17 protein-coding genes and 1 pseudogene are annotated in these 13,123 nt (G+C 53.7%); 13 read left to right on the top strand and 5 right to left on the bottom strand.

The features are described 5' to 3' along the window. Both BLW97_RS07805 and BLW97_RS07800 read left to right on the top strand, forming a co-directional pair. Positions 1-391, top strand: a pseudogene (locus BLW97_RS07805) (dihydroxy-acid dehydratase); the annotation flags it as partial. A gap of 6 nt (positions 392-397) precedes the next feature. Then, complete coding sequence (locus BLW97_RS07800) at positions 398-1,363, top strand: LabA-like NYN domain-containing protein (protein ID WP_075322856.1); 966 nt, start codon at positions 398-400, stop codon at positions 1,361-1,363. A 10-nt stretch (positions 1,364-1,373) separates the two neighbouring features. On the opposite strand, the gene argA is transcribed toward BLW97_RS07800, so the two are convergent. From argA to BLW97_RS07780, 4 genes are all read right to left on the bottom strand, one after another. Next, entirely contained in the window at positions 1,374-2,681 is a 1,308-nt protein-coding gene (gene argA, locus BLW97_RS07795; RefSeq protein ID WP_024893516.1) for an amino-acid N-acetyltransferase, read from the bottom strand. A 67-nt stretch (positions 2,682-2,748) separates the two neighbouring features. Then, positions 2,749-3,060, bottom strand: coding sequence for a BolA family protein (locus BLW97_RS07790; RefSeq protein ID WP_075322855.1), 312 nt, complete (start codon positions 3,058-3,060; stop codon positions 2,749-2,751). Continuing rightward, complete coding sequence (locus BLW97_RS07785) at positions 3,057-3,359, bottom strand: YciI family protein (protein WP_024893514.1); 303 nt, start codon at positions 3,357-3,359, stop codon at positions 3,057-3,059. The genes BLW97_RS07790 and BLW97_RS07785 overlap by 4 nt, the downstream gene beginning before the upstream one ends. 51 nt (positions 3,360-3,410) lie before the next feature. Further along, on the bottom strand, positions 3,411-3,962 hold the full coding sequence (locus BLW97_RS07780; protein ID WP_075322854.1) for a septation protein A: 552 nt from the start codon (positions 3,960-3,962) through the stop codon (positions 3,411-3,413). 63 nt (positions 3,963-4,025) lie between these two features. Between BLW97_RS07780 and BLW97_RS07775 the strand changes: the two genes are divergently transcribed. Then, complete coding sequence (locus tag BLW97_RS07775; protein WP_075322853.1) at positions 4,026-4,889, top strand: ATP-binding protein; 864 nt, start codon at positions 4,026-4,028, stop codon at positions 4,887-4,889. A gap of 25 nt (positions 4,890-4,914) precedes the next feature. Here BLW97_RS07775 and BLW97_RS07770 read toward each other — a convergent pair whose 3' ends face one another. Beyond that, the gene (locus BLW97_RS07770; RefSeq protein ID WP_065974519.1) at positions 4,915-5,712 is read right to left on the bottom strand and encodes an inositol monophosphatase family protein; all 798 of its coding nucleotides are present in this window, start codon (positions 5,710-5,712) and stop codon (positions 4,915-4,917) included. A gap of 110 nt (positions 5,713-5,822) precedes the next feature. On the opposite strand from BLW97_RS07770, the gene BLW97_RS07765 reads away from it, so the two are divergent. The 10 genes from BLW97_RS07765 to iscX all read left to right on the top strand — a co-directional run bounded on the left by BLW97_RS07765 (position 5,823) and on the right by iscX (position 13,123). Then, positions 5,823-6,590 carry an RNA methyltransferase gene (locus BLW97_RS07765; protein WP_075322852.1) on the top strand — a complete coding sequence of 256 codons (768 nt, stop codon included), beginning with the start codon at positions 5,823-5,825 and terminating at the stop codon, positions 6,588-6,590. A gap of 50 nt (positions 6,591-6,640) precedes the next feature. After that, a complete protein-coding gene (gene cysE, locus BLW97_RS07760) occupies positions 6,641-7,396 on the top strand; it encodes a serine O-acetyltransferase (RefSeq protein ID WP_024893509.1) in 756 nt (251 codons plus the stop codon). A gap of 45 nt (positions 7,397-7,441) precedes the next feature. After that, positions 7,442-7,933 (top strand): Rrf2 family transcriptional regulator, encoded by a 492-nt coding sequence (locus tag BLW97_RS07755; protein WP_010638749.1) that lies wholly within the window; start codon positions 7,442-7,444, stop codon positions 7,931-7,933. An 18-nt stretch (positions 7,934-7,951) separates the two neighbouring features. Beyond that, complete coding sequence (locus BLW97_RS07750) at positions 7,952-9,217, top strand: IscS subfamily cysteine desulfurase (protein ID WP_077218310.1); 1,266 nt, start codon at positions 7,952-7,954, stop codon at positions 9,215-9,217. 24 nt (positions 9,218-9,241) lie between these two features. Continuing rightward, entirely contained in the window at positions 9,242-9,670 is a 429-nt protein-coding gene (iscU, locus tag BLW97_RS07745) for a Fe-S cluster assembly scaffold IscU (RefSeq protein ID WP_010638752.1), read from the top strand. Between the two features lie 10 nt (positions 9,671-9,680). Further along, positions 9,681-10,004 carry an iron-sulfur cluster assembly protein IscA gene (iscA, locus tag BLW97_RS07740; RefSeq protein ID WP_010638753.1) on the top strand — a complete coding sequence of 108 codons (324 nt, stop codon included), beginning with the start codon at positions 9,681-9,683 and terminating at the stop codon, positions 10,002-10,004. Further along, on the top strand, positions 10,004-10,621 hold the full coding sequence (gene hscB, locus BLW97_RS07735; protein WP_075322851.1) for a Fe-S protein assembly co-chaperone HscB: 618 nt from the start codon (positions 10,004-10,006) through the stop codon (positions 10,619-10,621). The genes iscA and hscB overlap by 1 nt, the downstream gene beginning before the upstream one ends. A 103-nt stretch (positions 10,622-10,724) precedes the next feature. After that, positions 10,725-12,590, top strand: coding sequence for a Fe-S protein assembly chaperone HscA (gene hscA / locus BLW97_RS07730; RefSeq protein WP_075322850.1), 1,866 nt, complete (start codon positions 10,725-10,727; stop codon positions 12,588-12,590). Continuing rightward, on the top strand, positions 12,591-12,929 hold the full coding sequence (fdx, locus tag BLW97_RS07725; protein WP_075322849.1) for an ISC system 2Fe-2S type ferredoxin: 339 nt from the start codon (positions 12,591-12,593) through the stop codon (positions 12,927-12,929). Continuing rightward, positions 12,929-13,123, top strand: a complete 195-nt coding sequence (gene iscX / locus BLW97_RS07720; protein WP_010638760.1) for a Fe-S cluster assembly protein IscX — start codon at positions 12,929-12,931, stop codon at positions 13,121-13,123. The genes fdx and iscX overlap by 1 nt, the downstream gene beginning before the upstream one ends.

Raw genomic sequence — 13,123 nt, 5'->3', positions numbered from 1 at the left:
CGATGTGGTGGTTATCCGCTATGAAGGACCCAAAGGTGGTCCCGGCATGCCGGAAATGCTGACGCCAACCGCCAATATCATGGGCATGGGACTGGGTGAAAGCGTGGCCCTGATTACTGATGGTCGTTTCAGCGGGGCCACTCGTGGTGCCTGTATTGGTCATATTTCTCCTGAAGCGGCTGAAGGCGGGCCGATTGGTTTGCTGAAAGCCGGTGATATCATCTCGCTGGACCTGGACAATGGTAAAATTCATGTCGATTTGAGTGATGAAGAGCTTGCCGAGCGGCGCAAGCATTGGGTGCCCGTTGAGAAACCTTTATCGTCTTCCTGGTTGCGGCGCTATCGCAAGCTGGTTACCAATGCGGCCAATGGTGCCATTCTGGAGTCCTGATTATTCATGAGTACTGGTGAATTACATATTGGTGTTTATGTAGATGCGGAAAATGTGCGCTATAACGGTGGCTATTCCATGCGTTATGACGTATTGCGGCGTTTCGCTGCGCGTGAAGATCAGGCGCGCCTGCTGCGCCTGAATACCTATATGGCCGTGGATGGGGAACGCATGAAAAGTGACCGTGAGTACCGGGAAGGTATCCGCAGTTACCAACAGGCGGTTCGTGATCTGGGTTGGAAAATCATTGAAAAGCCCGTGCGCTGGTTTGTGGATGATGAGGGTAATCGGGTTTCAAAAGCTAATGCCGACCTGGATCTGGCGGTGGATGTCATGCTTCAGTCCGAACGACTGGATCAGCTGTTGCTGGTGACCGGAGATGGTGATTTTCTACAGGTAGTCAGGGCGCTGCAAAACAAGGGTTGCCGCGTGGAAGTGTTGGCATTTCGCAATGTTTCCAGAGAATTGCAGCACGAGGCTGATGCTTTTTATTCGGGCTATTTGGTGCCCGGTTTGCTCCCGACCCGGGGCGATGTGCGCGTCCCATGGGGAGAAATGGGCTCGCGTATTCGTGGTATTTGTATTCGTTGGGAAGCCGAGCGCGGTTTTGGTTTTATCCGTTTTCTGACCAATATCTCCGCCCGACTCTGGGTGACCGATACGCGTCATGAGGACTCTCCCTACGAATCGGCTTTTGTGCATATTTCCGACTTGCCCCGCGAGCTGGATACGGACGAACTCCCCAGTCGGGATATTATTCTGGAATTTGACATTGAGCCCAGTGAAACCGAAAAAGGTGGATTTATTGCCCGACGCTGTACGGTGGTCAATCGCTATGATGGACGTAGTGGCGGCATGAGCAAACAACCCGAACGACACAGCCTGGATCGCGGCGAAGAACTGCATTTTGCAGAGACTCGGGAAGCGGAGGAAGCAGTCGAACCGGAAGTTCTGGAGGAGACCACGCCTTAAATCAGTTTTCTCAGAGAATCTGAAAAAAAACCTGACTACGACGTTGAAAATTATAGAGTTGCTGCCGTGGAACAGGAAGTTCCTCCAGGCTTCCCTGGCGGAATTTACGCTCCAGAAACCAGTGGGTAGTTTGGGTGCTCAACACAAAAATCTGTGACAATTGCCGTTCTCTGGCCCAGTTCTCACAAAACGCCATCAGCCGCTCACCGCGTCCCTGGCGACGATAACGGCTGTCCACCGCCAGACAGGCGACCTCCGCCATGCCCTGATCGGGATAAGGATACACGGCCGCGCAGCCAATAATCTTGCCGTCCCGTTCCATCACCACAAAATGATCTGCTTCCATTTCCAGGCGCTCACGACTGCGTTTGACCAGAATCCCTTTTTCTTCCAGAGGCCGGATCAAAGCGAGAATGCCGGGAATGTCGGCGACCGTGGCCATCCGCATATGTTCAAAGGAATCCCTGGATATCAGCGTGCCCAGGCCATCACGGGTAAACAGTTCGCGGAGCAGGGCACCATCCACATGCCGGGAAATCAGATGAACACGTTCTACGCCCCGGGCACAGGCTGCTCCGGCACTCAGCAGATGCTCGCGGGCATCGGCCGAAATATTTTGACGGTCCAGCAAGCCCGGAATTTCCGAAGAGGTCAGTTGCCGCAGAAGTTCTCCATCTCCATCCAGAATGCCGTCCTCGTCCATGTAAAAAACCAGTTTTGCCGCACCCAAAGCAATGGCTGCAGCTACGGCTACTTCTTCAGCACGGATATTGAACAGGGTTCCAGTAGGAGAAACACCGATGGGTGAAAGCAGGACAATTTCATCAGCAGCCAGATGCCGTTCCATGGCCTCATTGGCCACCCGCCGTACTTGCCCGGTACTTTGGTAATCCACCCCGTCGAGAATACCCAAAGGCTGGGCAATGATGAAATTACCGCTGACCACCTGAAGTCCGGCATGTGCCATGGGTGAGCCCATTTGTCCTTCAGACAAAGCTGCTTCCACCACCAGGCGTGCGCCGCCTACCGCTTCCCGCAGTACCTGCATGGCTTCGGGGCTGGTAATGCGCTTACCATTGACGCGTTGCGTTTGTAAGCCATGAACCTGCAGAGCCGCATCGATTTGCGGTCCGGCGCCATGAACCAGCACCACGTTAATCCCCAGGCTGTTGAGCAGGGCAATGTCATGGGCCAGACCGCGAATGCTGCCATCGGCAATGGCATTACCACCAAAATTGATGACGAAAGTCTGCCCCCGGAAGCGGTGGATATAGGGAGAAGATTCGCGAAAACTGCGGACGAAACTATCAGCAGGCATATTTTGTTCCTGCAATATCGAGCGCAAGGCAGTTATTGTCAGTCAGCAATGATGGCTGTCCGGTATGTTACTGGGTATTCAGTGAGATGGTCGGGCGCCGGGTTCTGGGTTTGTTCAGCGCGGCAAATTCTTCGGGGGTATAAGCCTTGACGGCCAAAGCATGAATTTTTTCCCGTACTGACTCTGTCGCCGCGTTGACCAGCCGGTGACGGGCGAGGGGCGCCATACCTTCGAACTGATGGCAGACAATACGCAACTCGTAGTGACCGCCACCGTCGGACTGCTCGTGGGAACTGTGGGCCTCACTACGATCCTTGATTTCCAGAAATTCGGGATGAAGGGCATCTTCAATGAGTTGTTCAAGCACTTGCTTGTTCATGGTAAAAACACTCCTTTATAGGGACGAACACTGACATCTGCGTAGACGCCAGCACTGAGATAGGGTTCGGCGGCCGCCCAGGCATGCGCTTCTTCCAGAGAATTAAAACGGGCGATAATCAGGCTACCGGTAAATCCCGCTTCGCCGGGTTCTTCCGTATCAGCAGCTGGGAAAGGGCCCGCTGTCAGCAGTCGCCCTTCGGATTGCAACTGATGCAGGCGCGCCAGATGATCACCCCGGGCGTTTTGGCGCTTGCTCAGGGAATTCGGATTATCAGTGCCAATGATGCAGTAATACATAAGCTTGTCCTGTCAATGAATGAGCGGTATCGGTGTTTCCAGCATCGGCGTTCACGAGTCACTGCCTTTAATTTCCTGGGGAAGTGCCCGGGAAATGACCACGGCCTGGAACAGCACAAAAATGATGGTAATGCCGAGCATACCGAAAAGCTTGAAGTCTACCCAGATACTCGTCGAAAAACTGTAGGCCACCACCAGATTCAGGACCGCGCCAAAAATAAAAAACGTGATCCAGTAGATATTGAGGCGTTTCCAGAAAGACTGCGGTAGGGTAGCTGGCAGTTGACTACCCATCAGGCGCTCGAGCAGTGGCTGATCCCGCCAATGGGTAAACAACAGGACTCCGGCAAAAAGCAGATAGAGGATGCTGGGTTTGACCTTGATGAAGGTGTCATTATGAAAATAGAGAGTCAGGCCACCGAAAATCAGAATCAGCAGCGTAGAGACCCAGGTCATTGTCTCAATACGACCACGGCGCCACCACTGCCAGGCCATGAGCACAATGGCGGCAACAATCAGCACTTCTGTAGCCGTATAAATACCATGAATCTTATACGCTACAAAAAAGAGGATAATGGGCAGAAAGTCGGTAAGCAGTTTCATGACGGGACGCAGTAATATAGAGTGGAACCTGGCTATCTAATCACAGAAAGGAGTTTATGGACAGTGGAACGTCAGCATTTGCTTCAAAGTTTAGCAGCGCTGCTGGGGGATAGCAGTGATCATCCCTTGCCGGATTTCGCCAGCATCAAGGCTGCGCGTTGGCGACATTTGCCACTGGGTGGGCGTCTGGAGGCCGTCAGCCGGGTGGATTTGCCGGATATGGATGAGTTGTTGGGTATTGACGAAACCAAGGCGGCCCTGGAACTGAATACCCGGCAGTTTGTGGCCGGATTCCCGGCCAATGACGCCCTGCTCTGGGGCGGAAGGGGAACGGGAAAGTCTTCCCTGGTCAAAGCCTTGCTACGTCGTTATGCGGATCAGGGCTTGCGTCTGATTGAAATAGACGCGGATGGCATTCTCGATTTGCCGGAAATACTGGCCGCCCTGCAGGCTGCTGATCCCGAACAACGTTATCACTTTGCCCTGTTTTGTGATGATTTGTCTTTTGGTTCTGACGATCCTGGCTACAAGGCCCTCAAATCACTGCTCGATGGCGGTGTGGAGGCGCGGCCCGATAATGTGCTTTTGTATGCCACCAGTAACAGGCGTCATCTCATGCCCCGGCATTTTTCCGACAATGAAGAATATCACCGTCATGGTGATGAGATTATTGCGGGAGAAACAGCGGAGGAAAAAATCAGTTTATCTGAGCGTTTTGGATTGTGGCTGGGTTTTTATCCCTTTGATCAGACCATGTATCTGGATATTTGTGCCATCCATTTGCGGCGTCTGAATATGCCGGCGGATCCTGAACAATGGCAGGAGGAAGCCTTGCGCTGGGCACTGCAGCGTGGCTCCCGCAGCGGGCGGGTAGCCCGCCAGTTTGCCCGGCACTGGGCCGGATCAAAGTCACTGGCAGGGCAGTAAAACGCCGCGCCCGAGCTGCGGGTTTTCAGACCTTGGGCTTGTTGATTTCCTGGCTGATGATGTGGAGCATCTGCGCATGTACGCGCAGATTGCCCGCCACGATGTTGCCATTTTCCAGAAATCCCTGGTCCCCCGTAAAGTCGGTGGCGACCCCACCGGCCTCCTGAACCAGCAGTGCTCCCGCTGCCAGATCCCAGGGTTTGAGGTTGAATTCCCAGAAGCCGTCATAACGGCCAGCGGCCACATAAGCCAGATCCAGAGCGGCAGACCCTGGGCGACGAATCCCTGCAGTTTTCAGCATGAAGGCCTTGAAGGTGGCAAGATAGGTATCCAGATAGGAAAAATCCCGAAAAGGAAATCCGGTACCCAGAAGCGCACCATCCAGATCTTTGCGTTGGGCAATGCGCAGGCGGCGATCATTGAGATGGGCGCCGCCGCCGCGCGTGGCGGTAAACAGCTCATCGTGGATGGGATTGTAAATAACTGCATGTTCCAGCCGGTCAAAATGTTTAATGCCAATGGATACACAGAGCTGTGGCATGCCATGAATAAAATTGGTGGTGCCGTCGAGAGGATCGATAATCCATTCAAAATCCTTGTCAGGAATCCGGTTGCCCTCTTCGGCCAGAATGCCATGATCCGGGTAGGCGCGGCGGATGATTTCGACAATGGCGGCCTCGGCGCGTTGATCCACGTCGGTCACAAAGTCATTGTGCGCTTTGCTGGTGATGGTGATTTCATTGACCCGGGCAAAACTGCGATTGATGATATCGCCGGCTTTACGGGCGGCACGGATAGCGGTAACAAGTATGGGATGCTGCATGGGAACCCTATGGCAAAACAAATTGGGTCCAGTATAAAGGAGAACGGCAATGACCGCACGAATAGCGCTGCGCATAAAACTAATCAGTGCGCGATCAGGAGTAAGCTAGCTTGAGTACAAAATTTTTGGAGGGGCTGCGGGTGGTTCTGGTGGAAACCAGCCATCCGGGCAATATTGGCGCTACTGCCCGCGCCATGAAAGTGATGGGACTGCAACACCTGGTCCTGGTGAATCCACGTTTTTTTCCTCATCCTGAAGCGACAGCACTGGCATCAGGTGCCGAGGATATTCTTGAACGGGCGCAAGTCACAGCAGATCTGGCTGCAGCCTTGCAGGGCTGCCACAAGGTCTATGGAACCAGTGCCCGGGATCGCCGCATTCAGTGGCCCGTATTGGATGCCCGCGAGGCGGCTGTGGAAATGGTTGCGGAACTTGCTGACGGAAATTGTGCGCTGGTTTTTGGCCGTGAGCGCACGGGGCTCAGCAATGAGGAGCTGGATCACTGTCAGGTTCTGGTGAATATTCCCACGGCGGAATTATATCATTCTCTGAATCTTGGTCAGGCGGTGCAGGTTCTGGCATACGAACTGCACATGGCGACTCTTCAGGCAAATCTGGAGCCGCACCCTGATCTCGATGTAACCAGCGTAGAACTGGCAGCGCCTATGGAGGACATGGAAGGTTTTTATGATCATCTGGAGCAGGTTCTGCGGCAAAGTGGTTTTTTACAGGAAATTCGTGCCATCCGGATGATGCGTCGATTGCGTCGTCTCTATGACCGGGCCCGGCCTACGGTTAATGAAGTCAACATTCTGCGTGGCATACTTACCGAAATACAGCGCTGGGCGACGAATAGTAGACAAAAAGGGTCGGGATAGTCTTTAATGCGGTCTGACAAGGGCTCGTAAAACCTGGAGGAACATAACGAATGGCTGGTCATTGGCGTGCTGACCTGGATGCCGTATTTGCCCGTGATCCTGCCGCCCGCAATCGTCTTGAGGTTCTGCTGACCTATCCCGGTGTGCATGCCCTGTTTATGCACCGTCTTGCCCATGGGCTATGGAAACGGCGCTGGCGCTTGCTGGCCCGCAGTCTTGCGGCTTTTTCTCGTTTTTGGACGGGCATTGAAATTCATCCTGGTGCCTGCATTGGGCAGCGCTTTTTTATTGATCATGGCATGGGTGTAGTGATCGGTGAGACGGCAGAAATTGGTGACGATTGTACGCTTTATCATGGCGTTACCCTGGGTGGAACGTCCTGGCAACCGGGCAAGCGTCATCCCACATTGGGTAATGGCGTGATTGTCGGCGCGGGGGCCAAAGTGCTGGGACCCATTATGGTTGGCGATCAGGCTCGGGTTGGTTCCAATGCGGTCGTGGTCAAATCGGTTCCGGCAGGGGCGACAGTGGTGGGTATTCCCGGCCGGGTCGTAAATAAAGGGGAACAACACCCGGATAATTTTGAAGCCTATGGACTGACTGGGCAGATGCCTGACCCGGTAGCGCGAGCGATAGAATGCATGCTTGAACACATGCATCGCCAGGATGCCGAGATCACCCAGATCAGATCCGGATTACAACAATTACAACCGCGTGAAGCCTTGATGCCGGTCGAGGAAATCGCTTGTTCTCTGGAAGCAGGGCCGGATTCTGCCGAACAGGGAACTTCAAAACAGAATACTTGACTAAATTAGTACAGATAGTAGGATGTGCAGCAGAGGTTACCTGATATGAAATTGACGACGAAAGGCCGCTATGCCGTAACAGCCATGCTGGATTTGGCCCTGCACCAGAGTGATGGCGTGGTGACGGTGGCGGATGTTTGCCAACGTCAGCAAATATCTGTGGCTTATCTGGAGCAGTTGTTTGGACGTATGCGGCGCTTCGGACTGATTGAAAGTGTACGTGGGCCAGGTGGAGGTTATCGGCTGGCTGTACCTGATTCAGAAATTCCCCTGACCAGGATTGTCGAGGCGGTTAATGAGTCCATCAGTACAACCCAGTGCGGTGGCGAACCGCAAAACTGCTGCAAGGGTGATGGCCAGCAATGCCTGACTCATGATTTGTGGGAAGAATTGGGCGAGCGCATCGCCAGTTTTCTCGGGAATATCACCTTGGGTGATCTGGTTGCCCGACATTTACAAAAAGAATCGGCGCAGGGTGTGCCGATTCGTATGCAAAATCGCCATGCGTTGCATGCGGCAACACATGATACCGCTTGATACCGTGAGGTGCAGAAAATGAATCAACCCCAAATTATCGACCTGGAAAGCAAGAAACCCTTGCTGATTAACCCGGATCGTCCCATTTATCTGGATTATCAGGCGACTACGCCGGTAGACCCACAGGTGTTGGAACAGATGCTGCCTTATTTGACCCATGATTTTGGCAATGCAGCGAGCCGTTCCCATGCTTATGGCTGGACAGCAGAAAAAGCCGTCGAAAAAGCCCGTCAGCAGGTGGCGGATGCGCTTCATGCGGATCCCCGGGAAATTGTCTGGACCTCCGGCGCAACAGAGGCCACTAATCTGGCCTTGAAAGGTGCGGCGCATTTTTATTCCGGTAAAGGCAAGCACATTATCACCCTGCGCACCGAGCATAAGGCAACTCTGGACACCTGCCGTCAGTTGGAGCGGGAAGGTTTTGAGGTCACTTATCTGGAGGTTCAGGAAGATGGTCTGGTCGATCTGAAGGCTTTCGAAGCCGCCATTCGTCCGGACACCATCATCGCCTCGGTGCTGTTCGTAAATAATGAAATCGGCGTCATCCAGCCCATGGAAGAAATTGGCCGGATTTTGCGGACGCACAAGGTCCTTTTTCATGTGGATGCGGTGCAGGCGCTGGGTAAGATACCAGTAGATGTAGAAGCCATTCAGGCGGACATGATGAGCCTGTCCGGACACAAGATTTATGGCCCTAAAGGCATCGGTGCACTATATGTCCGGCGTAAGCCCCGGGTGCGCGTGGAAGCTCAGGTGCATGGTGGTGGTCACGAACGGGGTATGCGTTCAGGTACTTTGCCCACGCACCAGATTGTCGGTATGGGAGCAGCTGCGGAACTGGCCGTTCAGTTGATGGATGCTGATGCCCAAAGAATTGGTAAATTGCGCGATCGTCTGCTCAAAGGCATCCAGGATCGTGTTGAGGAAACCTATATTAATGGCAGCATGGAACATCGGGTTCCGCATAACCTGAACATCAGTTTTGCCTTTGTCGAAGGCGAATCTTTGATCATGGCCCTGAAGGAAATTGCAGTTTCCAGCGGTTCAGCCTGTACTTCAGCCAGTCTGGAGCCGTCTTACGTGCTTCGGGCACTGGGTAAATCCGACGAATTAGCCCATAGTTCCATTCGTTTCGGTATTGGGCGCTTTACGACCGAGGCAGAAATTGATGCCACCATCGAGTTGATAGCGGGCAAAGTGGGCAAATTGCGGGAGTTGTCACCGCTTTGGGAAATGCATCTTGAAGGCATAGATCTTAACAGTATTCAGTGGGCCGCACATTAAGGCCCTCAAGTAAGGAGAATAGTCATGGCATACAGCGAAAAAGTGATTGATCATTATGAAAATCCCCGGAATGTCGGGGCGATGGACAAGGATGATAGTGGGGTTGGCACCGGCATGGTAGGTGCGCCCGCATGTGGAGACGTCATGCGTCTGCAGATCAAGGTAAACGAGCAGGGCATTATCGAAGATGCCAAGTTCAAGACCTATGGTTGCGGTTCGGCCATTGCCTCCAGCTCACTGGTTACCGAGTGGGTCAAGGGTAAAACTCTGGACGAGGCCATGACGATCAAAAACAGTCATATTGCCGAAGAGCTGGAACTGCCGCCCGTCAAAATCCATTGCTCCGTGTTGGCGGAAGATGCCATCAAGGCGGCTGTGGAAGACTATCGCAGCAAGCGGGGTGCCGGGCAGGCCAGTCAAACTGAAGTAGCTGCCGCCCAGGTGGCACATTAAGGATACGGTCATGGCTTTGACTTTATCGGAAAGTGCGGTCCAGCAGGTACGAAAAAGCATTGCCAAACGTGGCAAAGGCTTGGGAATTCGTATCGGGGTCAAAACCAGCGGCTGTTCCGGGCTGTCCTATGTAATGGAATTTGTCGATACGCCCAACCCCGAGGATATGGTTTTTCCCCATGACGACGTGAGTCTGTTCGTGGATCCTAAAAGCCTTATTTATCTGGACGGGACGGAGCTGGATTTTACCCGTGAAGGCCTGAATGAAGGGTTTCGCTTCAACAACCCCAATGTGAAGGACTCCTGCGGCTGCGGCGAGAGCTTCACGACCTGATGGCAGATGTATGCATTCAGTGCGGGGCGGAGCTCAATGCTCCCCCCGCACTTTGTCATTCTTGTGGAGCTATTCAGCCCTTTCGTGCGGAGTTGTCCCTGTTCGATGTGGTCGGGTTGCCGGAAAGCTATGATCTGAATTTGCAGGAATTACGGAGTCAGGTATTGCAGTTGCAGAAAATCCTGCATCCCGACCGCTTTGCCCGGGCAGAAGCGGCAACCCGGCGCTTTTCCCTGGAGTGGAGTACCCGGCTGAATGAAGCGTTGGCGGTACTGCGTGATCCCTTGAAGCGTGCGGACTATTTGTTGCAACGTCAGGGAATTGATGCCCTGGGTGAACAGGTCAAGGTGGCTGATCCGTCACTGCTGATGACCCAGATGATGTATCGTGAGCGTCTGGAAGATCTGCTCGCAGCCAGGGACCAGAACGGGTTGGATCAATTGCTTGGAGAAGTGGAAGACGCTTCATCCAAAGCGGTAAATAAGCTTCACATCCTCTTGAAAAATCTGCCCTGCGAACAGGTTGACGAGGCTGGATCTGTACTGCGTGAGTTACAGTTTCTGGACAAACTCCTGGGTGAAATTGAGCGTGGCGAAGAGTCCTTGCAAAATCTGTAGTTTTTGGATGCATCACACGAACTTTTAAGATAAAGCCTGGCGTAGTTGCTTTGCAGGGACCATACCCAGAGCTTTTTATCATGAACAAACAAGGTGCTATAGCATGGCTTTAATGCAAATTGCAGAACCGGGCATGACTGCTGATCCGCATCAGCGGCGGCTGGCTATTGGGATTGATCTGGGAACTACCCATTCTCTAGTAGCTTCTGTTTTGTCTGCGCTGCCGACGGTCATGCGCAACCATGACGGGCAATATTTGTTACCCTCGGTGGTGCGTTACTGCGAAGACGACAAGGTGGTTGTGGGTTATCCGGCACAGGCGGCAGCGGGACAGGATCCCCATAACACTATTGCTTCGGTCAAGCGTTTTATGGGTCGTGGTCATGAAGACGTCCAGCTTTTGGCCGGGCACTTACCCTACGATCTGGTGCCCGCTGAAGGCATGATTCGCCTGCGTACGCGTGCGGGTGAAAAGTCTCCCGTTGAGGTTTCTGCAGAAATTCTTAAGGTTCTGAAAAATCTCGCAGAGGAAACGCTGGGGTCTGAGCCCGAGGGTGTCGTGATTACCGTGCCCGCCTATTTTGATGAGGCGCAGCGGCAGGCGACCAAAGATGCTGCCCGTCTTGCTGGCTTGAATGTTTTGCGCCTGCTGGCCGAGCCAACGGCAGCGGCAGTGGCGTATGGACTGGATAAAAAAAGTGAAGGTCTTTTTGCCATTTATGACCTCGGCGGCGGCACTTTTGATATCTCCATTTTACGCCTGCAGGCGGGAGTGTTTGAAGTGCTGGCAACTGCCGGCGATACGGCACTGGGTGGCGATGACATGGACCATGCCATCGCTGAATGGTTGATGGCGGAGAGCGGTATCCATCTGGATGATCCACTCTGGCGTCGTCAAGTTCTGCAACAGGCGCGGCAGGCCAAGGAAGCCTTAACAGATCAGGAGCAGGTTGAGCTGACGCTGGACTCCGGGCAGGGTGCTCCCCGCATCATCCAATTGACGCGAAAGCAGCTTGAAACCCTCATTCAGCCTGTTTTACAGCGCACCCTTCCAGCCTGCCGGCGCGCCCTGCGTGATGCAGGTCTGAAAGTGGCGGATGTGGATGGGGTGGTGCTGGTAGGAGGGGCAACCCGGGTTCCGGCCCTGCGTCGTCTGGTGGCCGAATTTTTTCAGCAGCCCGTATTAACTGATATTGATCCTGATCAGGTTGTGGCTTTGGGAGCGGCCATCCAGGCTGATGCGTTGGTGGGCAATCAGCGCGAAGATTTACTGTTGATGGATGTTCTGCCCCTTTCTTTGGGTCTGGAGACCATGGGCGGGCTGGTGGAAAAAATTATTCCCCGAAATACTCCTATCCCCGCTGCCAAAGCTCAGGAGTTCACGACCTTCAAGGACGGCCAGACGGCCATGAGTATTCATGTACTCCAGGGCGAGCGGGATCTGGTGCAGGATTGTCGTTCTCTGGCGCGTTTCAGTTTGCGCGGGATTCCCCCAATGGTAGCCGGAGCTGCCCGGATCCGCGTGACTTTTCAAGTGGATGCTGATGGACTGTTAACGGTATCTGCAGAAGAAACGAGTACAGGTGTGCGTTCTGAGGTGCTGGTCAAACCCAGTTTTGGCCTCAATGACGAAGAAATTGCCCGCATGCTCCAGGATTCTTTTGCGCATGGGGCTGAAGACATAGCGCATCGGCGTCTTTCTGAAGCACGGGTAGAAGGGGAACGGGTGCGCGAAGCCTTGCAAGGTGCCTTATCGACAGATGCTGCCTTGCTGCAAGCGGACGAAAAAGCCCGATTGGATGCCGCCAGTCAGCATTTAGAGCAGTGTCTGGCAGGCAGTGATGCAGATGCCATCAGTAAAGCCGCCGAGGCTGTGGAAGCTGCAGCCGAACCTCTGGTGCAGCGACGCATGGATAGTGCCTTGCGGCGGGCTATTGCCGGCCGTTCCATAGATGATCTGGGAGAGTGAATGACTAAAATACAAGTACTACCCAATGCTGAACTTTGCCCCGAAGGGGCGGAGTTTGAGGCGGAGCCGGGGGAAACCATCATTGCTGCGGCCATGCGCAACCATATAGCGATTGAACATGCCTGTGAAATGTCCTGTGCCTGTACGACCTGTCATGTCATTTTGCGGGAAGGTTTTGACAGCCTCGAAGCAGCCGAAGAAAAAGAGGAGGATCTTCTTGACAAGGCCTGGGGTCTGGAGCCCACTTCGCGCCTGAGTTGTCAGGCCAAAGTGGCGGAAACCCCTCTCGTCATTGAAATACCCAAGTACACCATCAATCTGGAAAAGGAGCGGCACTGATGCATTGGGGCGATACCATGGACATTGTTTTCGCGCTGGATGAAGCACATCCCGATGCGGATGTGCAGTTGCTCCGATTTACAGATTTGCATCGCTGGATTGTCGAACTTGCAGATTTTGATGATGATCCTGAAAAGTCCAGCGAAGGGGTTCTCGAAGCCATCCAGATGGCCTGGCTGGCAGAGCGGGACTAA

The sequence above is a fragment of the Acidithiobacillus albertensis genome (assembly GCF_001931655.1).
Classification (GTDB): domain Bacteria; phylum Pseudomonadota; class Gammaproteobacteria; order Acidithiobacillales; family Acidithiobacillaceae; genus Acidithiobacillus; species Acidithiobacillus thiooxidans.
Note: the sequence above shows the minus strand (reverse complement) of the source record. Positions and strands in the feature narration are given on the sequence as shown.

Bases quoted from the DNA above. Each gene is read 5' to 3' on its own strand.
- BLW97_RS07800 (WP_075322856.1), top strand. From the start codon at position 398: ATGAGTACTGGTGAATTACATATTGGTGTTTATGTAGATGCGGAAAAT.
- argA (WP_024893516.1), bottom strand. From the start codon at position 2,681: ATGCCTGCTGATAGTTTCGTCCGCAGTTTTCGCGAATCTTCTCCCTAT.
- BLW97_RS07790 (WP_075322855.1), bottom strand. From the start codon at position 3,060: ATGAACAAGCAAGTGCTTGAACAACTCATTGAAGATGCCCTTCATCCC.
- BLW97_RS07785 (WP_024893514.1), bottom strand. From the start codon at position 3,359: ATGTATTACTGCATCATTGGCACTGATAATCCGAATTCCCTGAGCAAG.
- BLW97_RS07780 (WP_075322854.1), bottom strand. From the start codon at position 3,962: ATGAAACTGCTTACCGACTTTCTGCCCATTATCCTCTTTTTTGTAGCG.
- BLW97_RS07770 (WP_065974519.1), bottom strand. From the start codon at position 5,712: ATGCAGCATCCCATACTTGTTACCGCTATCCGTGCCGCCCGTAAAGCC.
- cysE (WP_024893509.1), top strand. From the start codon at position 6,641: ATGGCTGGTCATTGGCGTGCTGACCTGGATGCCGTATTTGCCCGTGAT.
- BLW97_RS07755 (WP_010638749.1), top strand. From the start codon at position 7,442: ATGAAATTGACGACGAAAGGCCGCTATGCCGTAACAGCCATGCTGGAT.
- BLW97_RS07750 (WP_077218310.1), top strand. From the start codon at position 7,952: ATGAATCAACCCCAAATTATCGACCTGGAAAGCAAGAAACCCTTGCTG.
- iscU (WP_010638752.1), top strand. From the start codon at position 9,242: ATGGCATACAGCGAAAAAGTGATTGATCATTATGAAAATCCCCGGAAT.
- iscA (WP_010638753.1), top strand. From the start codon at position 9,681: ATGGCTTTGACTTTATCGGAAAGTGCGGTCCAGCAGGTACGAAAAAGC.
- hscB (WP_075322851.1), top strand. From the start codon at position 10,004: ATGGCAGATGTATGCATTCAGTGCGGGGCGGAGCTCAATGCTCCCCCC.
- hscA (WP_075322850.1), top strand. From the start codon at position 10,725: ATGGCTTTAATGCAAATTGCAGAACCGGGCATGACTGCTGATCCGCAT.
- fdx (WP_075322849.1), top strand. From the start codon at position 12,591: ATGACTAAAATACAAGTACTACCCAATGCTGAACTTTGCCCCGAAGGG.
- iscX (WP_010638760.1), top strand. From the start codon at position 12,929: ATGCATTGGGGCGATACCATGGACATTGTTTTCGCGCTGGATGAAGCA.